This window comes from Streptomyces nojiriensis, from assembly GCF_017639205.1.
In the GTDB taxonomy this organism is placed as follows: domain Bacteria; phylum Actinomycetota; class Actinomycetes; order Streptomycetales; family Streptomycetaceae; genus Streptomyces; species Streptomyces nojiriensis.
This window is the reverse complement of record NZ_CP071139.1, coordinates 6591970-6615817: the sequence shown is the minus strand read 5'-3', so window position 1 is coordinate 6615817 and position 23848 is coordinate 6591970. Positions and strand designations below refer to the sequence as shown.

Genomic DNA, 23848 nt, shown 5'->3' with positions numbered 1-23848 from the left:
CCGGCCTACGTCCGCGCCCGGCCCGCATCGGCCCGCATCGGCCGGCGTCGGACGGCGTCTATACCCGGCTGACGTCGTACACGCCCGGCACGTCCCGCATCGCCCGCATCAGCGCGGGCAGCCCGGCCGCATCGGGCAGCTGCAGGGTGTAGCTGTGCCGGACCCGCTGCTCGACAGGCGGCTCCACGGTCGCGGAGACCACCTCGACCCCCTCGCGGGCGATGGCCTCGGTCAGATCGGCCAGCAGGTGCGGGCGGCCGAACGATTCAGCGAGCAGGGTGACCCGGCAGTCCGCCGTGGCCCGCCAGTGCACGGCGACCGAGGTGCGCCCCACGGCCCGCATCTGCGCCACCGCCGCGCAGTGGATGCGGTGCACGGTGACGGCCCCGCCGCGGACCAGGAAGCCGGCGACGGCATCCGGCGGCACCGGGGTGCAGCACCCCGCCAGTCGCACGGTGGCGTCCGGCAGATCGGCGACCGCGTTGCCCCCGCCCCCGCGGGCCCCGACCACCGACAGCGGTGCCCGGGCGGCCGAGGTCGTGGCCATGGCCCGGTCGGGATGGGACTCGAGCCAGCTGCTGATGGCGATCCGTGCCGCGGGGGTCCGCGCGTGGTCCAGCCACTCGGCGGCGGGTCCGGAGGAGGCGTCCTGCGCGAGCAGCAGCTGGACGGTGTCCCCGTCGGACAGGGAGGAGGACAGGGAGGTGAGGCGCCCGTTGACGCGGGCGCCGATACAGCCGTGGGCCGCCTCGCCGTGCTGCGCGTAGGCGGCGTCGATACAGCTGGCCCCGGCCGGCAGGCCCAGCGTGCCCCCGTCGGCACGGAACACGGTGATCTCCCGGTCCTGGGCGAGCTCCGCCCGGAGCACGGTCCAGAAGGTGTCGGGATCGGGTGCGGACTGCTGCCAGTCGAGCAGCCGGGACAGCCAGCCGGGCCGCGTGGGGTCCACGCGCTCCTCGTCCGGGTCGGTGGTGGCGTCGGGCGTCGCGGTGGCGTACGGATTGCCGAGGGCGACCACGCCGGCCTCGGCAACGCGGTGCATCTGCCGGGTCCGCACGATGACCTCGGCCACGTAGCCCTCGGGAGTGGCGAAGGCGGTGTGCAGCGACTGGTAGAGGTTGAACTTCGGGGTGGCGATGAAGTCCTTGAACTCCGAGACGACCGGGGTGAAGCAGGTGTGCAGCTCGCCGAGCACGGCGTAGCAGTCGGCGTTCTCGCCGACGAGGACGAGGATGCGGCCGAAGTCGGAGCCGCGCAGTTCGCCGCGGGTGCGGGAGATGCGGTGCACGGAGACGAAGTGCCGCGGCCGGACCTCCACTTCGGCGGCGATGCCCGCGTCGCGCAGGACACCGCGTACGGAGTCGGCGATGGCGGGCAGCGGATCGCGTTCCCCGGCGTGGGCGGCGATGAGCGCGCGGGTGCTCTCGTACTCCTCGGGGTGCAGGATCGCGAAGACGAGGTCTTCCAGCTCGGTCTTGAGGGCCTGGACGCCGAGCCGTTCGGCCAGCGGGATGAGGACGTCGCGGGTGACCTTGGCGATGCGGGCCTGCTTCTCGGGGCGCATCACGCCCAGGGTGCGCATGTTGTGCAGCCGGTCGGCGAGTTTGATGGACATCACGCGGACGTCGTTGCCGGTGGCGACGAGCATCTTGCGGAAGGTCTCGGGTTCGGCGGCGGCGCCGTAGTCGATCTTCTCCACCTTGGTGACGCCGTCGACGATGAAGCACACCTCGTCACCGAACTCGGCCCGGACCTGGTCGAGGGTCACGTCGGTGTCCTCGACGGTGTCGTGGAGCAGAGAGGCCGTCAAGGTCGTGGTCTCGGCGCCGAGTTCGGCGAGGATGAGGGTGACGGCGAGTGGATGTGTGATGTACGGCTCACCACTTTTTCGCATCTGGCCGCGGTGCGAGGTCTCCGCGAGGAGATACGCGCGGCGCAGAATGGACAAATCGGCGTCCGGGTGGTGGGCGCGGTGCGCCTCGGCAACGTGGCCGATCGCGTCCGGAAGGCGGTCTCGTGACGTCGGCCCGAGCAGGGCCGCGCGCCCGAGCCGGCGCAGATCGAGCCTGGTCCGCCCCCGTCTGCGGAGCTCAGGGCGCGCTTCGGGGTGTGCTTCGGGGTTCGTGGCCTCTGCACTCATGGGCACCTCCGGCGGCTTCGACCGGCGGTGGTGGGCATGGGGTGAGCCCTCAGGGCCGGTGCCTGATGTTACCGACCCCACCACGTGGCGCAGTCCACCTCTCGCTCAGCGTGAAACGGATCACCCGTTAGAGGGAAGCTTCAGGCGAAAGCCGTTTCGGTGAGCCAGGACCCGTCGAACTCCCCCGCAGCCACGATCACGGCCGGTCCGGTCATGTCGATCTGCCCGTCGGGGTGTTCGGTGATGATCAGGGTGCCGCCGGGGAGGTCGACGGTGTACGCGACCGGTTCGCCGGTCGCGGCCGGGTCGGCGCCGTCGCGGCGGATGGCGGCCACGGCGACGGCGCAGGCGCCGGTTCCGCAGGAGCGGGTCTCGCCGGAGCCGCGCTCGTGGACGCGCATGGCGACGTGCCGGGGACCGCGGTCGACGACGAACTCGACGTTGACCCCGGCCGGGTAGGCGGACGCCGGGCTGAACGCGGGGGCGGCGAACAGGTTCCCCGCGTGGTCGAGGCTCTCGACGAAGGCCACCGCGTGCGGGTTCCCCATGTTCACGTTCCGCGCGGTCCAGCTGCGGGCGCCGACGCTGACCGTGACCTCGCCGGGGGGCAGCTCGGCGCGGCCCATGGAGACGGTGACGTCGCCCGTCTTGTCGAGGTGCACCCGCTTGACGCCTCCGCGGGTGGCGATGGCGAGGTCGCCGGGCTCGACGTGTCCGGCGTACTGGAGGTAGCGGGCGAAGACGCGTACGCCGTTGCCGCACATCTCGGCGATGGAGCCGTCGCTGTTGCGGTAGTCCATGAACCACTCCGCCTCGTCGGCCAGGTGCGCGGCCTCGGGGTGCGCGGCGGACCGGACGACGTGCAGCACGCCGTCCGCGCCGATCCCGGCGCGCCGGTCGCACAGCTTCGCGACGGCCGACACGGGCAGCTCGATGGCGTTGTCCGGGTCCGGGACGATCACGAAGTCGTTCTCGGTGCCGTGGCCCTTGAGGAAGGAGAGGGTGGTCTGCGTCACCCGCCCATGGTACCGAGCCCCAGCTCAGAGGGGCCGCACCGTCCGAGGGGCGGAACCGTCCGAGGGATCGGTCAGCGGAGCCGGGCCACCCGGTACACGGCGAGGCCTACGACGGCCAGCGCGACGACGGCGTACAGCGCGGCCATGCGCCAGTCCGGGCGGCGGCCGCTCCCCCGGGCCGGGAGACCGGGCCACGTGTGGCCGACCCGTCGGGCGGCCATCATTCCCCAGCCTCCGGCGCAGCAGCTGATCAGGAAGCCGAGCATGGCCACCACGGCACCGCCGTCGCCGAACTCGAAGGCGAGCGGGAAGGCGAACATCAGCGAACCGGTGGCGGCGAGCATCGCGATGGGGGCGATCTGCCACAGGCGCAGACGGCGCTGCGGGCGCAGTTCCACCTCGAACTCGGGCCCGGCGGCGGCCTCCGCCTCGGCGGAGTCCGGGGTGTCCGGGCCGTCCGGGGTCAGCCGCGCCGGGTCGGCGGGCAGCCCGAGCCCTGCGGGCACGTCCGTCCCGTCGGTCCCGTCCAGAAGCATCGGGTCCGCTTCCCTCCGGGTGTCGTCCTGCCCGGTGTCGCGAGGGCCGGCCTCCATTGCCACGCGCCCTCCCACTCGGACTCGGTACGCCGCCGTTCATCGCAGGTGATCGCACCCGCTGGAGTTTGATGATGGCACGCCCCCGGCCCCGCTACTGGCGCGTGAGGCGTCCCGATGCCATCACGTGATCAGGCTGTGACCGCTCGTTCGACCAACGACTGCGCGAGTCCGGGGAGTTCCCCCCGGTCGGCGACGGCCCCGCTGAGCCAGTGCACGCGCGGGTCGCGGCGGAACCAGGAGTCCTGGCGGCGGGCGAACCGCTTGGTCGCCCGGACGGTCTCGGCCCGGGCCTCGTCCTCGGTGCACTCACCGGCCAGCGCGGCCAGGACCTGCTGGTAGCCGAGTGCCCTGGAGGCGGTGATTCCGTCGCGCAGCCCGCGGGCCTCCAGCGCGCGGACCTCGTCCACCAGCCCGGCCTCCCACATCCGGTCGACCCGCAGCGCGATCCGCTCGTCGAGCTCCGGGCGGGCCACGTCGACGCCGATCTGCACGGCGTCGTAGACGGAATCGTGGCCGGGCAGATTGGCGGTGAACGGGCGGCCGGTGATCTCGATCACTTCGAGGGCGCGGACGATGCGGCGGCCGTTGCTGGGCAGGATGGCGTGCGCGGCGGCCGGGTCGGCGGCGGCGAGCCGGGCGTGCAGGGCGCCGGAGCCGCGGAGGGTGAGCTCTTCCTCCAGGCGGGCCCGCACTTCCGGGTCGGTGCCGGGGAACTCCATGACGTCCAGGGCGCCGCGCACGTACAGCCCGGATCCGCCGACGAGGACGGGGGTGCGGCCCTCGGCGAGCAGTTTGTCGATCTCCAGGCGGGCCAGCCGCTGGTAGTCGGCGACGTTGGCGGTGTCGGTGACGTCCCAGATGTCGAGGAGGTGGTGCGGGACACCGCCGCGCTCCTCCGTCGTCAGTTTGGCGGTGCCGATGTCCATCCCCCGGTACAGCTGCATGGAGTCGGCGTTGACGACTTCGCCGTCGAAATGGCGGGCCAGGGCGACGCCCAGGTCGGACTTTCCTGCCGCAGTGGGACCTACGACGGCGATGACCCGCGGGGCGGGGGCTGCTTTCCTCACCGCCCCAGTCTCTCAGCCCCTGGTCAAGGCGCGGCCATGTACCCGATCGAGTGACGTGACGGGGTGAGGTCGGGGTCGTTGCCCTGGCGAGGTTCCGGCCGGGCATACGCCCTGCGTACGCCCGGCGCAGGCCGGTCCGGTCGACGCGGAACTTCACTCACACGAGTAACGTTACGGGAGTAGACATGGGCGTTTTTGAGCGGTTTTTTCGTCGTAAGGACGAAGTCGTGACCGAGGCGGTCGCGGCGGAGGACCTGACGGCGGAGTCCGGTGCGGCCGAGGAGGCCGAGCCGGTTGCCGAGAAGTCTCCTGAGGCGGGAGTCGTGGAGATTCCGAAGCAGCTGGCGGCCCCGGTGGCCGCGGACAGCGAGACCGGCGAGGGCGCCCGCACGTAGCGACCGCCAACGGAAGGTGACCCATGGGCCTGCTGGACAATCTGAAGGCCAAGCTCGCTCCGGCGAAGGACAAGGTCGGCGACCTCGCCCTGCAGCACGAGGGCAGGATCGGCGAGAGTCTGGACAAGGTGGCCAAGGCCATGGACTCCAAGACCAAGGGCAAGTACAGCGGCCAGATCACGAGCGGAACGGGCAAGGCGAAAAACGCCCTGGGGAAGATCGCGCACAAGGACGCTCCCGGCGGGCCGACGCCGCCTGCCGCCTCCTGACGCGATCCGGGAAAGGGGCGCGGGACCGGCTGCTGCCGGTCCCGCGCCCCTTCGCCGTTCCGGGAGCCGTACGGCTACGACCAGGCGGCGACGAAGTACCCCACGCCGTACGGGGCGTCCTCGTACAGCAGGCGCCCGGCCAGCCCCGCGCCCTCGGCGGCGCCGGCCAGCACCTGCCAGGGGGCCCGCCCGGCGGCCTGGAGTTCGGCCGCGAGAGCGGCATCGAGCCCGGCCAGCGCCGCCACGTCGGCGGCGCCCAGCGCGCGGGCGGCCTCGGCGTCGAAGGCGGCGGCGCGCTCGTCGAGGTAACCGGGGGCCTTGAGGGTGCGGCAGGCGCTGCCGTCCCCGAGGACCAGCATGGCCACGCGTTCGGCGGAGCCGCCCAGATCCGCGCCGAGGAGCCCGCAGCCGCTCGGGGCGAGGTCCGCGGCGACGGCCACTCCGGCGACCGGAGCGGCCGCCCAGCGGGCCTGGCCCAGCAGCCATCCGGCCACCGCGAGGGAAGCCGGGAGGGTGGTCCCCGTGGCGTGGCCGCTCGGCGGTTCGCCCAGGTCGGGGCCCAGGGTGACGGTCAGGTCCACGCCGAACCCGGCGAAGCCGCCGGGGGTGCCCTGGTCGTACGCGCCGCCCTCGGCGGCGGCCCCGACCACGACCAGCAGGTCGGGCCGGGACGCGGCGAGCACCGCCAGCGCGTCGGAGCAGGCGGTGCGGGCGTCGCCGAGTTCGGCGGCGGCCCCCGCGGCGACCTCCGGCACGAGCAGCGGCGGGGCGGGACAGACGGCAGCGGCTACGAGCATGATCCGCAGCCTAGCCGCAGGGGCGGGACCCGTGCCGTTCAGGAGGAGGTGGGCACCGAGCAGCCGGAGGTGACGGCCGGCAGGGGCGCCGGGACGCCCAGCTTCGGGATCCCGAGCATGACGCCCGCCGGCTGCGCCGGGGCGGCGTTGCGCTTCTCCCAGGCGTCGCCGGCGCGCGTGCGGCGCACGGTCAGCGTCGGGCCCTCGGCCAGCAGGTGGTGCGGTGCCGCGTAGGTGATGTCCACGGTGACCACGTCACCGGGGCGGACCTCCGCCTCCGGCTTCGTGAAGTGGACCAGGCGGTTGTCGGGCGCGCGGCCGGAGAGGCGGTGCGTGGCGCCGTCCTTGCGGCCCTCGCCCTCCGCGACCATGACCTCCAGCGTGCGGCCGACCTGCTTCTTGTTCTCGTCCCAGGAGATCTCCTCCTGGAGGGCGACCAGGCGCATGTACCGCTCCTGGACCACCTCCTTGGGGATCTGCCCCTCCATGTCGGCGGCGGGGGTGCCGGGCCGCTTGGAGTACTGGAAGGTGAAGGCGTTCGCGAACCGGGCCTCGCGCACCGCGTGCATCGTCTGCTGGAAGTCCTCCTCCGTCTCACCGGGGAAGCCCACGATGATGTCGGTGGAGATCGCGGCGTGCGGGATCGCGGCGCGGACCTTCTCGATGATGCCCAGGAACCGCTCCTGCCGGTACGAGCGGCGCATCGCCTTCAGGATCGTGTCCGATCCGGACTGCATCGGCATGTGCAGCTGCGGCATCACGTTCGGGGTCTCGGCCATCGCCGCGATCACGTCGTCCGTGAAGTCGCGCGGGTGCGGGGAGGTGAAACGGACCCGCTCCAGGCCCTCGATCTGGCCGCAGGCGCGCAGCAGCTTGCTGAAGGCCTCGCGGTCGCCCAGGTCCGAGCCGTACGCGTTCACGTTCTGGCCGAGCAGGGTGATCTCCGAGACGCCCTCGGCGACCAGGGCCTCCACCTCGGCGAGGATGTCGCCGGGCCGGCGGTCCTCCTCCTTGCCGCGCAGGGCCGGGACGATGCAGAAGGTGCAGGTGTTGTTGCAGCCGACGGAGATCGAGACCCAGGCGGCGTACGCGGACTCGCGGCGGGTCGGGAGCGTGGAGGGGAAGGCCTCCAGCGACTCGGCGATCTCGACCTGCGCCTCCTCCTGGATGCGGGCGCGCTCCAGCAGCACGGGCAGCTTGCCGATGTTGTGCGTACCGAAGACGACGTCGACCCAGGGGGCCCGCTTGACGATCGTGTCGCGGTCCTTCTGCGCGAGGCAGCCGCCGACGGCGATCTGCATGCCGGGGCGCTTCGTCTTCATCGGGGCCAGTCGGCCGAGGTTGCCGTACAGCTTGTTGTCGGCGTTCTCGCGGACCGCGCAGGTGTTGAAGACCACGACGTCGGCGTCGCCGTCGGCGCCTTCGGGCGCCCGGACGTAGCCGGCGTCCTCCAGCAGACCGGAGAGCCGCTCCGAGTCGTGCACGTTCATCTGGCACCCGTAGGTGCGCACCTCGTAGCTTCGCTTCACGTCCACTGCCTGGCTCCGGTCGCTGCTGGTCATGCAACAAGGGTAGGCGGTACCCGGTGGCCCTCCGGTCCCCCGTTCAGCCGACCCGGGGGAAGGCGGCGGCCGAAGAGGAGGAGCAGCAGGTCCTGGGCTTCCCCGTACACGGGAGTTCCCTCGCCGAGGGACCAGTCCAGGTCCTGTGCGCGCAGCTGGACGCCGGTCAGGTCCGCGCCGAAGAAGCGCAGGGACCGGGGGGTGGCCGCGTCGAGGAGGAGCCGCAGCCGGTCCTCGGGGACGCGGCGCGGGTGGCCGAGGGCGACGGTGATGTCGAGGCCGTGGACCACGTCGTGGGCGAGGGCTCCGGTCGGGCCGGCGGCGGGTGGTCTCCAGGGGTGGCCGGCGTTCTCGCGGAGCAGTGCGGCGAGCTCGCGCGTGGTGAAGGCTGCGGCGTCGCGGCGGGCCGTGCGGTCGGTCATCCGGTGCAGGCTGCCGCGGGCCCGCAGCAGTTCGGCGGCGAAGCCGGGGAGGGTGGTGCGGAATCCGAGGGACAGGTGGGCGGCGACCTCGCGGACGCGCCAGCCGGCGCAGAGGGAGGGCACGTCCCACCGGTCCGGGGTGAGGGCGTCCAGTACGTCGGCCAGCTCGCGGCGTTCGGCGGCGACGGCCGCGGCGATCGTCCGGCGGTGCGCGAAGGCGGGGGAGGCGGATCGGCTCATGGCTTCAGGGTCGAGGCGGCACTGGGCATAAGTCCAAGAGTGGGTCCTTCTGCGATCTAGAATCCATGCTTATGGAACTGGCTCAGCTGCGGTATTTCGTGGCCGTGGTGGAAGAGGGCGGCTTCACGCGGGCCGGGGCGCGGCTGCACGTGTCACAGCCCGGGGTGAGCGCACAGGTCGCGCAACTGGAGCGCGAGCTCGGGCAGCGGCTCCTCGACCGGTCCGGGCGGCGGGTGACCCCGACGGAGGCGGGCCGGGCGGTGCTCTCGTACGCGCGTGCCGCCCTGGCGGCGGTTGAGGGCGTGCGGCGGACGGCCGAGGAGTTCTCCGGCCTGCTGCGCGGGCGGGTGGCCCTCGGGCTGGTCCCGGGGGCGGCCGGGGCGGTGGTGGACGGGTTCGACGTGGTGGAGGTGCTCGGGGCCTTCCACGACGAGCACCCGGGGGTGGAGATCGCGCTCTCCGAGGACACCTCGGAGCGGATGCTGGCCGCGCTGCTTCGCGGGGAGCTGGACCTGGCGGTGGTCGGCCTCGCGGGGGAGCCGCCGCCGGGCGTCTCCTGCCGGGTGGTGCTCGACGAACCCCTGGTCGCGGCGGTGCGGGCGGACGATCCGCTGGTGGCGGACGCCGTGAACGGCGGGATCCCGCTGACCGCCCTGCGCGGGCGGGCCCTGATCAGCCTGCCGCGCGGGACCGGGCTGCGCGCGGTGCTGGAGCGGGCGTGCGCACAGGCGGGCTTCGCGCCGCGGGTGGACTTCGAGGCGGCGGCGCCCGCCGTGCTGGTCCGGCTGGCCGCGCGGGGCCTGGGGGTGGCGGTGGTGCCGTCCGGGGCGGAGTCGGCCGCGGGCCCGCGAGCCGGCGTCGGCACGGGTACAGGCACAGACACGGACAGCGGCAGCGGCAGCGGCAGCGGCAGCGGCAGCGGACTGTGCGCGCTGCGGATCACCGAGCCGGCGCTGACCGGGAGGGTCGCGCTGGCCTGGCGCACGGACGGACCGTCCGGTCCGGCCGCACGCAAACTGCTCGGAAGGCTCCGCTCGGGAGCCCCCGGACGGCCCGCGCCGTGACAGGACGGCGGACGGGTGGCAGGATCGCGGCCATGCCTCTCGTACCGCCCCGGATCAGCAGGCGCCACGCCCTGCGGGTCCTGGTGGCCGTACTCGCCGTGCTCGGGATCCTGACGTGGTGGCTGAAGCCCTTCGGGGAGCCGGAGCTGGAGGGCGAGCTGACCTTCAGCACGGGCGCGCGGACCGGGGTCTACCACCGGTACGGGCAGCTGCTGGAGCAGGCGCTCGGGCGGGACATGCCCGGGGTGGACGTACGGCTGGAGACCAGCGAGGGCTCGCAGGAGAACCTGAAGCGGCTGGCCACCGGCGAGGCGGACTTCACGGTGGCGACGGCGGACGCGGTCGCCAAGTACCAGCTCGACAAGAAGCCCGGGGCGGACCGCCTGCGCGGGGTCGCCCGGCTCTACGACGACTACGTGCAGCTGGTGGTCCCGGCCGGCTCCCCGGTGCAGTCGGCGCGTGACCTGAAGGGCCTGCGGGTCGCGATCGGCCAGCCGGGGTCCGGCGTACGGCTGGTCTCGGAGCGGCTGCTGAGGGCGGCCAAGATCGACCCGGTGCTGGACATCACGCCGGTGTCCATCGGCATCGACACCATGCCGGGCGAGCTGGAGGCCGGCCGGCTCGACGCGTTCTTCTGGTCCGGCGGCCTGCCGACGAACGCCGTGAAGGAGCTGTCGGAACGCTTCGACATCCGGCTCGTACCGCTCGGCGACCTGATGGAGCAGCTGCAGGAGAGCGGCAGCCCGGCGCGCTACTACCGGACGGCCGTGATGCCTCAGGACGCCTACGCGCGGGCGCGCAACACCAGCTCGGTGTCGACCCTGGCCGTGCCGAACCTGCTGGTGACCACGGCGGCGACCGACCCGCAGCTCACCGAGCAGCTGACGCGGACGGTGATCCTCAGCCGTGACCTCGTCGGGCGCCAGGTGCACGCGGCGCAGCTCGTGGACCTGCGGACGGCGATCTACACCGACCCCCTGGACCTGCACGAGGGTGCGCGCCGGTACTACCGGTCCGTCAAGCCCTGAGCGTCCCGGGGCCGGGGTTCACGAAGAGGACGGTGCCGAGGGAAGCAGCATGGTCGCCGCCGCGGCCGCGCCGATCAGCCCCGCGTGGGTGCCCAGCATCGCCGGCACCACCTGGATGTCCTTGGCGAACGAGAGCGTGGCGTAGGCCGCGAGGTGGCTGCGGATCGGGCCGAAGAGGGTGTCGCCGGCGGCGGCCACGCCACCGCCGATGACCGCGATGTCCGTCTCCACGAGGGTGGCGGTGGCCGCGATGGCGGCGGCCAGGGCGCGGCCCGCGCGGTCGAAGGCCGCCAGGGCGATCGGGTCGCCCTCGGCGGCGGCGGCCGCCACACCCGCCGCCGTGGCGTCACGCCCGCCGCCCGCGCCGCCCGCGCCGTTCACGCCTGCGGCGCCCCCCGCCGTGTCCGACGGCGTCCAGCCCTGGTCCAGGGCCCAGCGGGCGATCGCCGTACCGGAGGCGATCGACTCGACGCACCCGTGGCCGCCGCACGCGCACGGTTCACCGTCGAAAGCCACACTCATGTGTCCGATGTGTCCCGCGTTGCCCGTGGGGCCGGGGTGGAGCCGGCTGTTCAGGATCAGGCCGCCGCCCACGCCCGTGGAGACCACCATGCACAGGGCGTTCGCGTGGCCCCGGGCCGCGCCCAGCCAGTGCTCGGCGGCGGTCATCGCCACTCCGTCACCGGCCAGCACGGTCGGCAGGTCGGCCCCGTGCGCCGCGAGCTCCGCCACGACCCGCTCCTGGACCGGGAACTCCCGCCAGGCCCCGATGTTGACCGGGCTGACCGTGCCCCGCGAGGTGTCCACCGGTCCGGCGCTGCCGATCCCGCAGCGGACCGCCGAGGCCCACAGCGGCGACTCGGAGAGGTCGGCGACGACCTCGGCGACCGCTGCCATGACCCCGTCGGCGTCCGCCCCGCGCGGGGTCGGGCGACGGGTGGTGGCCGACATCGTGCCGTCGGGGTGGACCAGCGCACCGGCGATCTTCGTACCGCCGATGTCGATCGCCACGGTCGGTCCGGAGGCCGCTGCGGCGGCCCGCGTTGCGGGGAACGGGGCGCTGGGAATGGTCACGATGGCGACTCCAGGAAGGTTTCAGGATTAAGTATGCGCCGGGGGCGGCGCCGTGCTGTCGCGAGGCTCCAGCCTCGGCCGCTCGCTGATCCGCACTCCGGGCGGGCTGCCCGCGAGGACGGCCAGGAGTTCCTCGGCGGCCAGCCGGCCGAAGCCGGCGGTGTCCCGTACGAGAGCGGTGAGCCGGGGATGGGTGACCCGGCAGAGCGCGGAATCGTCCCAGGCCACGATCGAGAGCCGGCCCGGGACGGGGATGCCCAGCTCGGCGGCGACCGCGCTCCCGGCGACGGCCATCACGTCGTTGTCGTAGACGAGCGCCGTGGGCGGGTCCGGCTCGGCGAGGACCCGTCGGGTGGCCGCCGCGCCCTCGGCGTCGGAGTAGTCGGTGACCACCGAGCGCACCTGGTCCGGGCCGAGGCCGCGGCGCGCGGCCTCCGTCCGCAGGGACTCCATCCGGCGGACCGTGTGGGCGAGGCCGGGGAGTCCGGCGACGTGCACGATCCGGCGGTGGCCCAGCCCGTACAGGTGCTCCAGGACCTGGGCCATGGCGCCGGCGTCGTCGGCCCGGACCGAGGACAGGGTCACCGGGTGAGCCGGGGAGGAGCCCCTCCCGTCACCGGGTCCGGCGGCCGCGCCGCTGTCCGGGGACAGGGCCTCGCCGATGGTGACCGCGGGCAGGGCGAGTCCCTCCAGGAGCGCCGGTCGCGGGTCGCTCGTACGCGGGTCGACGACGAGGACGCCGTCGACCCGACGCTCGGCCCACCAGCGGCGGTAGACCGCGCATTCGGCGTCGATGTCCTCGACGACCTGGAACAGCAGGGCGGTCCGGGCGGCGGAGAGGACCTCCTGGACGCCGGAGACGAGCTGGAGGAAGAAGGACTCGACGCCGAGCGTGTGCGCGGGCCGGGCCAGGACCAGGCCGACAACCCCGGAGCGTTCGCCGGACAGGGCCCGGGCCGCGCTGTTGGGCTGCCAGCCGAGTTCCTCGGCGACGCGCCGGATCCGGGCCCGGGTGTCCTGCGAGACGCCCGGCCGGTCGTTGAGCGCGAAGGAGACCGCGCTCTCCGACACACCGGCCTGCCGGGCGATGTCCTTGATCGTGGGTCTGCGGGCCATGCCTGCCTCATTCGTCCTTCGGGTGCGTCACACGTGGCGGAATACGGACGGCAATGGCCGGACCGTACGCGATCCTGCCCTGACAGGCCGCTTCCATGACGATCCGGTCGCTTCCGGGAGGGGCGTCTCCCGCAGCGGCATGCCCGAGCGGGCGGGTGGCGGCGATGACCGGCGTGACCGAAATACCGCTGTCCATTTCCACGCAGTTCCTTGCACCCGGGCACAACTAAAGCGCATTAGTTACCTCAGACTCTTCGCGCAGAACCCTTGTGTCAACTGGGCTGAAGCGCATAAGTACATGGTCGGGGGCCCTGTTGACTTTCCTCATCCGCACCGGCAGGTTGTGGCGCATCCGGTGAATTCCTCCAGGACTCCAGGACGCCCTGTGCCCGATGACGCGCTCCGCTTCGGCGCCAACTACACACCGGCCCGCGGCTGGTTCCACCACTGGCTGGACTTCGACCTCGACGAGGTGCGGGCCGACCTCGACTCGATCGCCGCGCTCGGGCTGGACCACATCCGCGTCTTCCCGCTGTGGCCGGTGTTCCAGCCGAACCGGACGCTGATCCGGCCGCGCGCCGTGGAGCAGCTCGTCGCGCTCGCCGACGCGGCCGCCGAGCGCGGGCTCGACGTCAACGTGGACGGCCTGCAGGGGCACGTGTCGAGCTTCGACTTCCTGCCCGCCTGGACCCGGACCTGGCACCGGCGCAGCATCTTCACCGACCCGGACGTGGTCGCCGGGCAGGAGGAGTACCTGCGCACGCTGGCCGCGGCCCTCGCCGACCGGCCGAACTTCCTGGGCATGACGGTCGGCAACGAGATCAACCAGTTCTCCGGCGCGCCGCACCCCGACCCCGACCGGATCACCCCTGACCAGGCCGCCCGCTGGCTGGAGCGGATGCTCGCCGCGTGCGAGGCGGGAGCGCCGGGACGGCTGCATCTGCACGCCGAGTACGACGCGGCCTGGTACCAGGACGGGCACCCCTTCACCCCGGCTCATGCGGCCCGGTTGGGCGGGGCCACCGCCGTGCACTCCTGGGTGTTCAACGGCACCGCGCAGCGCCACGGCCGGAGCGGGACGGCGACCGAGCACCATGCCGCGTACCTGATCGAGCTCTCCAAGGCCTGGTCCCTGGACCCGCGCCGCCCGGTGTGGCTCCAGGAGGTCGGCGCCCCGGCGCCGCTGATCCCGCCCGAGCACGCGGCGCGGTTCGCCGAGGCCACCGTCGCGAACGCCCTGGACTGCCCGGACCTGTGGGGCGTGACCTGGTGGTGCTCGCACGACGTGTCGCGGGAGCTCGCGGACTTCCCGGAGCTGGAGTACGGCCTCGGTCTGCTCGCCAACGACCGCCGGACCAAACCGGCCGGTGCAGCCGTCGCCCGGATCGCGGCGCGGTGGCGGGGCCGCGCGCACCGCCCGGCCCCGCGGTCCACCGCGCTCGCCGTGGACGTCGGCGGGGCGTTGGAGGCTCCGGGGCGCTCGGTGTGCGCCCCGGGCGGCGCGTTCTTCGAAGCCTGGGCCTCGCTGACGGCCCAGGGGGTGCGCCCCGCGGTGGTCCTCGCGGAGCGCGCCGCGGACCCCGCCCATCTGGCCGCGCGCGGCATCACCGAGGTGCTGCGCGTGCACGACGTGACCTGACCGGCCGATCCCCCGGTCCCCCGATCCCTTCGTGAGGAGCCCCGCATGCCAGAGACCGACGACGTCGTCGATCCGCGTACGCCGCCCGCCGCGGTACGGCCGACCCGGCGCAGGGTGCTGGTGACCGGGGCCGGGGCCGCCGTGCTGCTGGGCCTGGCGGGCCGCGCCCGTGCCGCCGCCGCGCCCGCGCCCGTGCCCTTACCCGTGGGAGCGCCCGCCACGGCCCCTGCCCCGGCCGACCTGGCCCCGTACGCCTCGTACTGGTTCCCGGACTCCGTCCCGTCGGGGACCCCCGGCCCCGGGATCGTGTGGCGCTCGCTCAGCCGGTGGACCCCCGAGGGCGACCCCGATCTGGCCCACGACACCTCGACCGTGCCCTTGGCGGAGCGGTTCACCCCGGTCCCGGCCAACCGGGAGGCCCGCGCCGGCCAGGCCCGTATCGCCTCCCTGGTCTCCTTCGGGCCCACGGCCGGGAACCCGTCCCAGGGCTCCCCGACCGCCGACCACTACGCGCTCACGCACTGGGCGTACATCGACGAGCTGGTCTTCTGGGGCGGCTCCGCGGGCGAGGGCATCGTGCTCGCGCCGAACGCACCCGTGGTCGACGCCGCCCACCGCAACGGGGTCCGGGTGCTGGGCAACGTGTTCCTGCCGCCCGTCGCCTACGGCGGCGACCTCCGGTGGACCCGCGACCTGGTACGGCGGGACTCCCTCGGCCGCTTCCCGATCGCCGACAAGCTCGTCCGGGTGGCGCGGACCTACGGCTTCGACGGCTGGTTCGTGAACGCCGAGACCGACGGCGGGGACAGCGCGCTCGCCACCCGGATGCGGGAGTTCCTGCACGCCCTGCGGGCGGCCGGCGAGCCCCACGGACTGCGCATCACCTGGTACGACGCCATGAACAGCACCGGCCGGGTGGGTTGGCAGGGCGCCCTCAACGCGCTCAACCAGGAGTTCTTCGAGGACCGGGCCGGGGCGGTCTCGGACACGATGTTCGTGGACTTCCGCTGGACCCCGGACTCCCTGGGCGCCTCCGGCGCGCTCGCCGAACGCCTCGGCCGCTCCCGCCACGACCTGTGGGCCGCGGTGGACACCGAGTCCCGCGGCTGGGACTCGGTCGTCGACTGGGACGCGATCGTCCCGCGCGGGCGGGACCACGTCGTCAGCTACGGCTTCTACCGGCCCGAGTGGACCCGCAACCACCTCGCCGACCGCTCCCCCGGGGCCTTCCACCGCGCCGACGACCGGTTCTGGACCGGCGAGTCCCTGGACCCGGCCCGACCCGCGCCCGGGGCCCGCTGGCGGGCGCCGGCCACCGTCGTCGCCGACCGGTCCACCGTCACCGGGCTCCCCTTCGCCTGCTCCTTCAACACCGGGCACGGGCTGCGCTGGTACGAGGACGGCAAGGCCGTCTCCGACACGCCCTGGAACCACCTGGGGCTCCAGGACCGGCTGCCGGGCCGCCGCTGGGCGGTGGACACCACCGGGGCGCGCCCCTCGGTCACCCTGGACTTCGCGAACGCCTGGCGCGGCGGCTCCAGCCTGCTGGTCGAGGGCGCCCTGACCGCGCCGGTGGTCATCGGGCTGCACTCCACCCGGCTGCCGCTGACCCGCGGGGCGGTCCTGGAGCTGGTGCACACCACCGGGCCGGAGCCGGCCGCGACGGAGATCACGGTGGAGGTCGGCGTGGCCGTCCGCGAGCCGTCCGGCCCCGGCGAGCCGGTCCCGTACACGTGGCTGCCGGCCCGGACCCGGGACAGCGGGCGGGGCTGGCGCACGACGCGGGCCGGGCTGGCGTCCCTGGCCGGCGGGACCGCGTACGGCCTGGCGGTACGGATCACCGCACTCGGGAAGAAGCCGGTGGCGTGGCGGATCGGCGCCGTGTCGGTGCGCGACGAGACCCGCACCCGGCGCCCGGCCCCGCCCACCGCACCGGTGGTGGACGCCTCGGCCCGGCACGACGGCCGGGCCTGGGTACGCCTGTCCTGGCGGGCGGCGGCGGCCGGTCCCGGCGGGCGGCCGCGCCACCACGAGGTGTGGCGGGTCCTGCCCGACGGCACCCGGCGCTTCCTCGGGGGCACCTGCGGCACCGCCCTGTACCTGCCCGCCGTCCCGCGCGCCGGGCGGGAGCGGGCGGCGGTCTTCGAGGTCCGGGCGGTCGACGAGCTGTACGCGGTGTCGGAGGCGGCCCGCACCACCCTCGTCTGGTAGCCGGACCCCACAAGACCCGGGGCTCAGGCGCCCTGGGGGTCGGTGCGCGGGACGGCCACCGTCACCCGCAGCCCGTGCGGCGGGTTCGTCTCGTAGGAGAGGGACCCGCCGCCCGCGGCCAGCAGGGCACGGGAGATCGACAGGCCGAGCCCGGAGCCCTTGACGTTCTGGTGGCGGCCGCTGCGCCAGAACCGGTCGCCGACGCGGAGCAGCTCGTCCTCGGTGAGGCCGGGGCCGCGGTCGGCGACGGCCACGAGGACGGAGCGCCCCTCGGTGGAGACGGAGACCTCGACCTCCTCACCCGTGGGGGTGAACTTGAGGGCGTTGTCGATGACCGCGTCGAGCGCGCTGGACAGGGCGATGGGGTCGGCCCAGCCGGTGATGGCGGTCCGGCCCGTCTCGGTGAGCCGTACGCCCTTCTCCTCGGCGTAGGGGCGCCACGCGGCGACCCGCTCGGCCGCCAGGGCCCCGATGTCGGTGAGGCTGATCTCGGCGGAGGCGTGCTCGGCCAGTGCCAGGTCCAGCAGGTCGTCCAGGACCTGGGTCAGGCGCTTGCCCTCGGTGCGCACGGAGGCGATCTCCGCGTTCCCCTCGGGGAGTTCGAGGGCGAGCAGCTCGATCCGCAGGAGCAGCGCCGCGAGCGGGTTGCGCAGCTGGTGGGAGGCGTCGGCGACGAACGCCCGCTGCTGTTCCAGGACCTCTTCGACGTTGTCGGCCATCTCGTTGAACGAGTGGGCCAGGCGTTGGAGTTCCGGGGGTCCGCCGGCGGCCGCGACGCGCGAGTTCATCCGTCCGGTGGCGATGCCGTGGGCGGCCGCGTCCAGGGTCTGGACGGGCTTGAGCACCCAGCTGGTGAGCTTGAGGGCGGCGCCGAAGGCGACCAGCATGGCGGCGGCGAGTCCGCCCGCGATCAGCAGCCAGCCCTTCAGGATGCGGGCGCGCATCTGGTCGGTCGGTGATTCGGTGGCGACGACCGCGACCACGTCGCCGTCGAGGACGACCGGGGAGACGACGAGCAGTTTGCCGTCGGTCTGCCAGGGCCACACCTGCGGGGGGTCGTGGCTGCGCCGGCCGGCCAGCGCCTCCTGGAAGGCACGGCGTCCCTCGCGCGATTCCGGGAGCTGCCACCAGCCCGGGGACCGGGCCAGGGCGTTGTCGTCGCGGTAGAAGATGCCGGCGCGGATTCCGTACAGGGTCTGGTAGCGGGCGAGTTCGAGGCCGAGGGTCTCACGGCGCTCGGCGGCTCCGGTCGATCCGGAGCCCTCGGCGTCGATGAAGAACTGCGCGAGGGCGGCGAAGCGGGCGCTGTCGTCGATCCGGTCGACCACCACCCGCTGCTGCTGCCCGGCGGCGAGGCTCACCGCCAGCGGGAAGCCGAGGGCGAGCAGCGTGCCCGCCATCAGGATGACGAGCAGCGGGAGCAGACGGGCACGCACGACAGAGGGCCCCTAGGGAGCGGCCGGGGCGACGAGCCGGTAGCCCACCCCTCGGACGGTCTCGATGAGGGCGGGCATGCGCAGCTTGGAGCGCAGCGAGGCGACGTGGACCTCCAGGGTGCGTCCGGTCCCCTCCCAGCTGGTGCGCCACACCTCGCTGATGATCTGCTCGCGGCGGAAGACGACGCCGGGCCGCTGCGCGAGCAGCGCCAGCAGGTCGAACTCCTTGCGGGTGAGGGGTACGTCGGCGCCGTCCACGCTGACCCGGCGGTTGGGCAGCTCGATGCTGACGGGGCCGAGGCGGACCGTGGCGGGCGTACCGGTGCCGGGGGCCGCGGCCTCCTCGGCGGCGCCGGTGCGCCGGGCGACGGCGTGGATACGGGCGAGGAGCTCGCCGGTGTCGTAGGGCTTGACCACGTAGTCGTCGGCGCCCATGTTCAGGCCGTGGATGCGGGAGCGTACGTCGGCCCGCGCGGTCACCATGATCACGGGGGTGGCGGTGCGCTTGCGGATCTTGCCGCAGACCTCGTAGCCGTCCTGGTCGGGCAGACCGAGGTCGAGCAGGATCACGCCGTAGGGCTGGGGGCAGGTCGGGGCGCCGGCGGGCAGGAGCGCCTGCAGGGCCTCTTCACCGTTGCGGGCGTGGGTGACCTGGAAGCCGTGGCGGGCGAGGATCGCGGACAGCGCTGCCGCGACGTGATCGTCGTCCTCGACGAGCAGCAGTCTCATGCCGTCCCCCTCTCCTCTTCTCTCACTTCTCACTCCGGCCGTCACCACGCATGGTCACACGCGGGGCCGCGCGTAGGGCCACCATGCATCCACGCCCATGCGGAGTCCCACGTCAAGGGGGTCCCGCCGCGGCGCGCCTTCCGTTATGCACCCGGTACGCGGACATGATCGACCACACCGGCACCGCGCACGGAGCGTATCCGGGAGAGGCCGGATCGTTATCCTCAATTCTCCCTCAGATGTGATGACGTTGTGCGCGTCACGTCACTACTGTCCTCCCAACCGAGGAGGACGGAGCAAGAAGCCGATGAGCGGAGTATCAGTGACCAAGGACGTGCAGGACGCGGCCGGTGCCGCAGACGACCTGGTCGTACTGAGCAACGTCAACAAGCACTTCGGCGCGCTGCACGTGCTTCAGGACATCGATCTGAGCATTGCCCGCGGTGAGGTAGTCGTGGTGATCGGTCCCTCGGGATCGGGCAAGTCCACGCTGTGCCGGACCATCAACCGCCTGGAGACCATCGACTCGGGCACCATCACGCTCGACGGCAAGGAACTGCCCTCCGAGGGCAGGGAACTGGCCCGGCTGCGCGCCGACGTCGGCATGGTCTTCCAGTCGTTCAACCTCTTCGCGCACAAGACGGTGCTGCAGAACGTCATGCTGGGCCAGCTCAAGGTCCGCAAGACCGACCAGGCGGCGGCCAAGGAGAAGGCGCTGTCCCTGCTGGAGCGGGTGGGCGTCGGCACTCAGGCCGACAAGTACCCGGCGCAGCTCTCCGGCGGCCAGCAGCAGCGTGTGGCGATCGCCCGGGCGCTCGCCATGGAGCCGAAGGTGATGCTCTTCGACGAGCCGACCTCGGCGCTGGACCCGGAGATGATCAACGAGGTGCTGGAGGTCATGCAGCAGCTCGCCCGCGAGGGGATGACCATGGTGGTCGTCACGCACGAGATGGGCTTCGCCCGCTCTGCTGCCAACCGGGTCGTCTTCATGGCCGACGGCAAGATCGTCGAAGAGGCCACCCCCGAGCAGTTCTTCAGCAACCCGCGCAGTGACCGCGCCAAGGACTTCCTGTCGAAGATCCTGCACCACTGAGGTTTGCGTCTGGTAGTCATCCGTATACGGATCGCCGCCGGATCGTTCCTGTCGGCCGCGCGGGCGCCGTAAGCCTCGCTCGTCGTTCAACAACGTCTCATCCGAGGGAAGTTCACCATGAAGATCTCCAAGGCCGCTGCGGCCGCGGCCGTCGCCGTCGCCCTTGCCCTGACCGCGACCGCGTGTGGCGGCAGCAAGCAGGACGCCGCCAGTGACGGCGGTGCCTCCGGTGGTGCCAAGGACAAGCTCGTCGTCGGCATCAAGTACGACCAGCCCGGTCTGGGTCTGAAGACCCCGGACGGCAAGTTCACCGGCTTCGACGTCGACGTCGCGACCTACGTCGCCAAGGAGCTCGGCTACGAGCCGAACCAGATCGAGTTCAAGCAGGCCGTCAGCGCCGAGCGCGAGAACCTGATCGCGAACGGCGACGTGAAGTTCGTCGTCGCGACCTACTCGATCAACGACAAGCGCAAGGAGAAGGTCGACTTCGCCGGCCCGTACTTCCTCGCGCACCAGGACCTGCTGGTCCGCGCCGACGACACGAGCATCACCAAGGCCGAGGACCTCAACAAGAAGAAGCTCTGCTCGGTCACCGGCTCCACGTCGGCGCAGAACGTCAAGACCAAGCTGGCCCCCGAGGCCGACCTGCTGGAGCTGGGTGGCTACTCCGAGTGCCTGACCGGCCTGGAGAACAAGAAGGTCGACGCCCTCACCACGGACAACTCGATCCTGGCGGGCTACGCGGCCCAGGAGAAGAACAAGGGCAAGTTCAAGCTGGCCGGGCTGAGCCTGAGCAACGAGAACTACGGCATCGGTCTGAAGAAGGGCGACAAGGAGCTCCAGACCAAGATCAACGCCGCGCTCAAGAAGATGGTCGAGGACGGCAGCTGGCAGAAGGCCGTGGACGCGAACCTCGGCCCGGCCAACTTCAAGAGCGAGCCTGCCCCGCAGATCACCGAAGGCAGCTGATTCATCGGTGAGGAGCGTCGCCGCCCGCCTGCCGCGGGCGGCGGCGCACCTCACCGGCCATCCTGGGGAGAGCGCAGGGCATCGTGTTCGATTTTCTTGATTCCGGGCAGTACGACGTGCTCGGAGCCTTCTGGGTGACGGTTCAGCTCACCCTCTACTCGGCGGTCGGGTCCCTGATCTGGGGCACCGTCCTGGCGGGGATGCGGGTCAGCCCGGTCCCGCTGCTACGGGGCTTCGGCACCGCGTACGTCAACCTGGTGCGCAACACCCCGCTCACCTTGCTGGTCCTCGGCTGCTCGTTGGGTCTCAGCCAGACCCTCGGCATCGACCTGGCCGGCGACACGTTCAAGGAGACCGGCTTCCGGCTCGCGGTCCTCGGCCTGATCGCCTACACCGGCACCTTCGTCTGCGAGGCCCTGCGCTCCGGCATCAACACCGTGCCCGTGGGCCAGGCCGAGGCGGCCCGCGCACTGGGGCTGAGCTTCTTCCAGGTGCTCACCCTGATCGTGCTCCCCCAGGCCTTCCGGGCGGTCATCGCGCCGCTCGCCAACGTACTGATCGCGCTCACCAAGAACACCACGGTGGCGGCGACCATCGGCGTGGCCGAGGCGGCCCTGCTGATGAAGGAAATGCTCGAGAACGAGGCGCAGGCGGTCTTCGCGGTCTTCGCGGTCTTCGCCCTCGGTTTCGTCCTGCTGACCCTGCCCACCGGTCTTCTGCTGGGCTGGGTCGCCAAGCGAGTGGCGGTGAAGCGATGACCTCCGTGCTGTACGACGCCCCCGGCCCCAGGGCCAAGGCGCGCAACTGGATCTACAGCGGGATCTTCGTCGTCCTGTTCGGACTCGTCCTGTGGTGGGCGCTGTCCCTCATGAGCGAGAAGGGCCAGCTCGACGCCGACAAGTGGTCGCCCTTCGTCACCGACAGCCGGGTCTGGACCACGTACCTGATCCCCGGCTTGATGGAGACCCTCAAGGCCGGCGCGCTCGCCATGGTGATCGCCCTCCCGCTCGGCGCGGTGCTGGGCATCGGCCGGCTGTCCGACCATGCCTGGGTGCGGGCCGCCGTCGGTGCGTGGGTGGAGTTCTTCCGTGCCATCCCGGTACTGATGCTGATGCTGTTCAGCAACGCCCTGTACGCACCGCAGCTCATGGACGTCCCCTCCGACACCCGGCCGTTCTGGGCCGTCGTCACGGGCCTGGTCCTCTACAACTCGGCCGTCATCGCCGAGATCGTCCGGGCCGGCGTGCTCTCCCTGCCCCGCGGCCAGACCGACGCGGCCAAGGCGATCGGCATGCGCAAGGGCCAGACCATGACCTACGTGCTGATCCCGCAGGCCGTCACGGCGATGCTGCCCGCCTTGGTCAGCCAGCTCGTGGTGATCCTCAAGGACACCGCGCTCGGTGGCGCCCTGCTCGGCTTCGCGGAACTGCTCGCCACGTACCGGCAGATCTCGGCCAACTACAGCAACGCCATCGCGACCCTCGTCGTGATCGCCCTGATCTACATCGTGGTGAACTTCGTCCTCACCACCTTCGCCTCCCAGCTGGAAGGCCGGCTGCGGAAGTCGAAGAAGGGCACCGGCGCCGTGCTCGGCGCGGAAGAGATCGACGACGCGGTCCCCGGCGCGAACACGGCGGCCGGAGCCTGACGCCGGAGCCTCCTTCGGACGCCCCCGGGTCTGACATACGGTCAGTCGGAATGCGTAGTCTGTGTGGTGCGGCGGAACTCATCCGCCGCACCACACTGCGTTGCACAGTCGGCCATCCCGCCGCGCCGTTGGCCCGGGTTGACGACCAGGATGCCCACGTCCCAGGCTCCCCAGCAGCAGCGCTCCGACCAAGCTGCAGGCTCCTTCGTGGTGCGTCGACACTTCAGATCGTGAACAATGCGAGGCAAGTCACGCCGCATGCGCCGGACCACTTCGGCCGTTCACACCGTGGGACGCTACGCGAACACCGGAGACCGTCAGACGGGCGTCCTGCTAGTAGGACCTTGTCCAGACGGAGCCGCCCTTGACAGAAGTGTTCGGCGGGCAGAAGGCGGCCGAGAACCCGCTGCTGGCCCAATCCGCCGCATCGTGATTGACGAAGCCCTTCCCATCCCATCGCTCACATTTAACGGTTGCCTTAAAGTGGCCACCATTGGGGTGTTCACATGTAGCCACCCAGCCGCCACCGAGCGGGGACTGGAAGCTACTACACCCTTCCGGCCAACCCATGGGAGCCGCGGTCGCCGCGCCTTGAAGTCCGAGAAACGCCAACGCTGCGCCAGCGAGCAGCGCCGTGTAAACCTTCTTCATTTTCATTGAACCTTTCGTGATCGATCCGGACGTTCTCACGTGTTATTCCGAGGGGATGACACAAACCCTGCGGAATAGGCTTGATAAGACCCCTGGCAGTAAGCATAGGAAAACCCATCCTGCCTCCAATCGCCGTAGAACTGCGCCTCCCTTCCGGTATCAACGCTCCTGCAGTTGGCGACAGCCCGATACGAGCCGCCATTGGCGTTCGTGCACCTGACGACCGCACCCCAATTCCCAGCAGGCTTCTCCGCGAGGCAACCGGTGGGGTGCCCGGTAGCGCCGGACTCGGAAGCCGATGCTGTCGCTCCGCCGCCGAGCGATAAGAGACCGGCAAGCATCACTCCAAGCGCCGGAGCGGCAGCGATCCGCCGAATGCGAGTGCTCTTCAACAAGATCCTTCACCTTTCACCCTGAGCAATAGACGCTCAATATGCCATCCGACAGAACAGGAGGGGGACTGAAACTGTTACAGCCTTCAACTCCCCTTGCATGCGGTGGACGCTTCCCGCCCCCTGCATGGCCACGACAATTCCACGCCTACTGGAGCGAGGCAAGCGAGAAAACAACCTTCTGAGGGTTACTTGAGCCTCAGACGACCCAGGGCGTGCGAAATAAAGAGGCAAAGCGCTACATAACCATCCCGAACAAAATAAGCGAAAGGTTCAATTCCGGCCGAATTGGCC

Annotated in this window: 22 protein-coding genes; 10 read left to right on the top strand and 12 right to left on the bottom strand. The window is 72.1% G+C overall.

The features are described 5' to 3' along the window. Window positions 1–58: 58 nt before the first annotated feature. From JYK04_RS30840 to miaA, 4 genes are all read right to left on the bottom strand, one after another. Window positions 59–2140, bottom strand: coding sequence for a RelA/SpoT family protein (locus tag JYK04_RS30840; protein ID WP_189738794.1), 2082 nt, complete (start codon window positions 2138–2140; stop codon window positions 59–61). A 140-nt stretch (window positions 2141–2280) separates the two neighbouring features. Then, on the bottom strand, window positions 2281–3156 hold the full coding sequence (gene dapF / locus JYK04_RS30835; protein WP_189738792.1) for a diaminopimelate epimerase: 876 nt from the start codon (window positions 3154–3156) through the stop codon (window positions 2281–2283). A 71-nt stretch (window positions 3157–3227) separates the two neighbouring features. Continuing rightward, entirely contained in the window at window positions 3228–3749 is a 522-nt protein-coding gene (locus JYK04_RS30830) for a hypothetical protein (protein WP_189739541.1), read from the bottom strand. Window positions 3750–3880: 131 nt separating this feature from the next. Beyond that, complete coding sequence (gene miaA, locus JYK04_RS30825) at window positions 3881–4819, bottom strand: tRNA (adenosine(37)-N6)-dimethylallyltransferase MiaA (RefSeq protein ID WP_189738789.1); 939 nt, start codon at window positions 4817–4819, stop codon at window positions 3881–3883. A gap of 227 nt (window positions 4820–5046) precedes the next feature. Between miaA and JYK04_RS30820 the strand changes: the two genes are divergently transcribed. Continuing rightward, on the top strand, window positions 5047–5214 hold the full coding sequence (locus tag JYK04_RS30820; protein WP_229875451.1) for a gliding motility protein: 168 nt from the start codon (window positions 5047–5049) through the stop codon (window positions 5212–5214). Between the two features lie 23 nt (window positions 5215–5237). Further along, window positions 5238–5483: an antitoxin gene (locus JYK04_RS30815; RefSeq protein ID WP_189738785.1), complete on the top strand. Its 246-nt coding sequence runs from the start codon at window positions 5238–5240 to the stop codon at window positions 5481–5483. A 74-nt stretch (window positions 5484–5557) separates the two neighbouring features. Here JYK04_RS30815 and JYK04_RS30810 read toward each other — a convergent pair whose 3' ends face one another. The 3 genes from JYK04_RS30810 to JYK04_RS30800 are packed head-to-tail and all read right to left on the bottom strand — an operon-like array spanning window position 5558 to window position 8504. Next, the gene (locus JYK04_RS30810; protein ID WP_189738782.1) at window positions 5558–6280 is read right to left on the bottom strand and encodes a class III extradiol ring-cleavage dioxygenase family protein; all 723 of its coding nucleotides are present in this window, start codon (window positions 6278–6280) and stop codon (window positions 5558–5560) included. Window positions 6281–6318: 38 nt separating this feature from the next. Then, complete coding sequence (gene miaB / locus JYK04_RS30805; protein WP_189738779.1) at window positions 6319–7842, bottom strand: tRNA (N6-isopentenyl adenosine(37)-C2)-methylthiotransferase MiaB; 1524 nt, start codon at window positions 7840–7842, stop codon at window positions 6319–6321. Next, entirely contained in the window at window positions 7839–8504 is a 666-nt protein-coding gene (locus JYK04_RS30800; protein WP_189738776.1) for a maleylpyruvate isomerase family mycothiol-dependent enzyme, read from the bottom strand. The genes miaB and JYK04_RS30800 overlap by 4 nt, the downstream gene beginning before the upstream one ends. A 71-nt stretch (window positions 8505–8575) precedes the next feature. Between JYK04_RS30800 and JYK04_RS30795 the strand changes: the two genes are divergently transcribed. Both JYK04_RS30795 and JYK04_RS30790 read left to right on the top strand, forming a co-directional pair. Continuing rightward, window positions 8576–9568, top strand: a complete 993-nt coding sequence (locus JYK04_RS30795; RefSeq protein ID WP_189738773.1) for a LysR family transcriptional regulator — start codon at window positions 8576–8578, stop codon at window positions 9566–9568. Window positions 9569–9600: 32 nt separating this feature from the next. After that, window positions 9601–10596, top strand: a complete 996-nt coding sequence (locus JYK04_RS30790; RefSeq protein ID WP_189738770.1) for a TAXI family TRAP transporter solute-binding subunit — start codon at window positions 9601–9603, stop codon at window positions 10594–10596. 18 nt (window positions 10597–10614) lie between these two features. Here JYK04_RS30790 and JYK04_RS30785 read toward each other — a convergent pair whose 3' ends face one another. From JYK04_RS30785 to JYK04_RS30775, 3 genes are read right to left on the bottom strand one after another with little or no spacing between them, the layout of a single operon-like run. Then, the gene (locus JYK04_RS30785) at window positions 10615–11664 is read right to left on the bottom strand and encodes an ROK family protein (protein WP_229875617.1); all 1050 of its coding nucleotides are present in this window, start codon (window positions 11662–11664) and stop codon (window positions 10615–10617) included. Between the two features lie 33 nt (window positions 11665–11697). Beyond that, the gene (locus JYK04_RS30780) at window positions 11698–12786 is read right to left on the bottom strand and encodes a LacI family DNA-binding transcriptional regulator (protein WP_189738767.1); all 1089 of its coding nucleotides are present in this window, start codon (window positions 12784–12786) and stop codon (window positions 11698–11700) included. A gap of 7 nt (window positions 12787–12793) precedes the next feature. After that, a complete protein-coding gene (locus JYK04_RS30775) occupies window positions 12794–12988 on the bottom strand; it encodes a hypothetical protein (RefSeq protein ID WP_189738764.1) in 195 nt (64 codons plus the stop codon). A gap of 183 nt (window positions 12989–13171) precedes the next feature. Between JYK04_RS30775 and JYK04_RS30770 the strand changes: the two genes are divergently transcribed. Both JYK04_RS30770 and JYK04_RS30765 read left to right on the top strand, forming a co-directional pair. Continuing rightward, the gene (locus tag JYK04_RS30770; protein WP_189738762.1) at window positions 13172–14425 is read left to right on the top strand and encodes a glycoside hydrolase 5 family protein; all 1254 of its coding nucleotides are present in this window, start codon (window positions 13172–13174) and stop codon (window positions 14423–14425) included. A 45-nt stretch (window positions 14426–14470) separates the two neighbouring features. Next, window positions 14471–16636, top strand: a complete 2166-nt coding sequence (locus tag JYK04_RS30765) for an endo-beta-N-acetylglucosaminidase (protein ID WP_189738759.1) — start codon at window positions 14471–14473, stop codon at window positions 16634–16636. Window positions 16637–16659: 23 nt separating this feature from the next. Here the strand turns inward: JYK04_RS30765 and JYK04_RS30760 are convergent, their stop codons facing one another. Together JYK04_RS30760 and JYK04_RS30755 are read right to left on the bottom strand one after the other, a co-directional pair. Further along, window positions 16660–18072 carry a sensor histidine kinase gene (locus JYK04_RS30760; protein ID WP_189738756.1) on the bottom strand — a complete coding sequence of 471 codons (1413 nt, stop codon included), beginning with the start codon at window positions 18070–18072 and terminating at the stop codon, window positions 16660–16662. Window positions 18073–18084: 12 nt separating this feature from the next. After that, the gene (locus JYK04_RS30755) at window positions 18085–18801 is read right to left on the bottom strand and encodes a response regulator transcription factor (RefSeq protein ID WP_189738754.1); all 717 of its coding nucleotides are present in this window, start codon (window positions 18799–18801) and stop codon (window positions 18085–18087) included. 307 nt (window positions 18802–19108) lie between these two features. Between JYK04_RS30755 and JYK04_RS30750 the strand changes: the two genes are divergently transcribed. The 4 genes from JYK04_RS30750 (at window position 19109) to JYK04_RS30735 (ending at window position 22511) form a co-directional block, all read left to right on the top strand. After that, complete coding sequence (locus tag JYK04_RS30750; RefSeq protein WP_189738751.1) at window positions 19109–19894, top strand: amino acid ABC transporter ATP-binding protein; 786 nt, start codon at window positions 19109–19111, stop codon at window positions 19892–19894. A 117-nt stretch (window positions 19895–20011) separates the two neighbouring features. Then, window positions 20012–20863 (top strand): glutamate ABC transporter substrate-binding protein, encoded by an 852-nt coding sequence (locus JYK04_RS30745; RefSeq protein ID WP_189738748.1) that lies wholly within the window; start codon window positions 20012–20014, stop codon window positions 20861–20863. Between the two features lie 83 nt (window positions 20864–20946). Continuing rightward, window positions 20947–21621 (top strand): amino acid ABC transporter permease, encoded by a 675-nt coding sequence (locus tag JYK04_RS30740; RefSeq protein ID WP_189738745.1) that lies wholly within the window; start codon window positions 20947–20949, stop codon window positions 21619–21621. Continuing rightward, on the top strand, window positions 21618–22511 hold the full coding sequence (locus JYK04_RS30735) for an amino acid ABC transporter permease (RefSeq protein WP_189738742.1): 894 nt from the start codon (window positions 21618–21620) through the stop codon (window positions 22509–22511). The genes JYK04_RS30740 and JYK04_RS30735 overlap by 4 nt, the downstream gene beginning before the upstream one ends. The last annotated feature ends 1337 nt before the right edge of the window (window positions 22512–23848 follow it).

What these genes read in the sequence shown, in the direction of transcription:
- JYK04_RS30735 (WP_189738742.1), top strand. Translation starts at nt 21,618, where the DNA reads ATGACCTCCGTGCTGTACGACGCCCCCGGCCCCAGGGCCAAGGCGCGC.
- miaB (WP_189738779.1), bottom strand. Translation starts at nt 7,842, where the DNA reads ATGACCAGCAGCGACCGGAGCCAGGCAGTGGACGTGAAGCGAAGCTAC.
- JYK04_RS30840 (WP_189738794.1), bottom strand. Translation starts at nt 2,140, where the DNA reads ATGAGTGCAGAGGCCACGAACCCCGAAGCACACCCCGAAGCGCGCCCT.
- JYK04_RS30810 (WP_189738782.1), bottom strand. Translation starts at nt 6,280, where the DNA reads ATGCTCGTAGCCGCTGCCGTCTGTCCCGCCCCGCCGCTGCTCGTGCCG.
- JYK04_RS30795 (WP_189738773.1), top strand. Translation starts at nt 8,576, where the DNA reads ATGGAACTGGCTCAGCTGCGGTATTTCGTGGCCGTGGTGGAAGAGGGC.
- JYK04_RS30745 (WP_189738748.1), top strand. Translation starts at nt 20,012, where the DNA reads ATGAAGATCTCCAAGGCCGCTGCGGCCGCGGCCGTCGCCGTCGCCCTT.
- JYK04_RS30750 (WP_189738751.1), top strand. Translation starts at nt 19,109, where the DNA reads ATGAGCGGAGTATCAGTGACCAAGGACGTGCAGGACGCGGCCGGTGCC.
- JYK04_RS30755 (WP_189738754.1), bottom strand. Translation starts at nt 18,801, where the DNA reads ATGAGACTGCTGCTCGTCGAGGACGACGATCACGTCGCGGCAGCGCTG.
- JYK04_RS30790 (WP_189738770.1), top strand. Translation starts at nt 9,601, where the DNA reads ATGCCTCTCGTACCGCCCCGGATCAGCAGGCGCCACGCCCTGCGGGTC.
- JYK04_RS30800 (WP_189738776.1), bottom strand. Translation starts at nt 8,504, where the DNA reads ATGAGCCGATCCGCCTCCCCCGCCTTCGCGCACCGCCGGACGATCGCC.
- JYK04_RS30830 (WP_189739541.1), bottom strand. Translation starts at nt 3,749, where the DNA reads ATGGAGGCCGGCCCTCGCGACACCGGGCAGGACGACACCCGGAGGGAA.
- JYK04_RS30780 (WP_189738767.1), bottom strand. Translation starts at nt 12,786, where the DNA reads ATGGCCCGCAGACCCACGATCAAGGACATCGCCCGGCAGGCCGGTGTG.
- JYK04_RS30815 (WP_189738785.1), top strand. Translation starts at nt 5,238, where the DNA reads ATGGGCCTGCTGGACAATCTGAAGGCCAAGCTCGCTCCGGCGAAGGAC.
- JYK04_RS30765 (WP_189738759.1), top strand. Translation starts at nt 14,471, where the DNA reads ATGCCAGAGACCGACGACGTCGTCGATCCGCGTACGCCGCCCGCCGCG.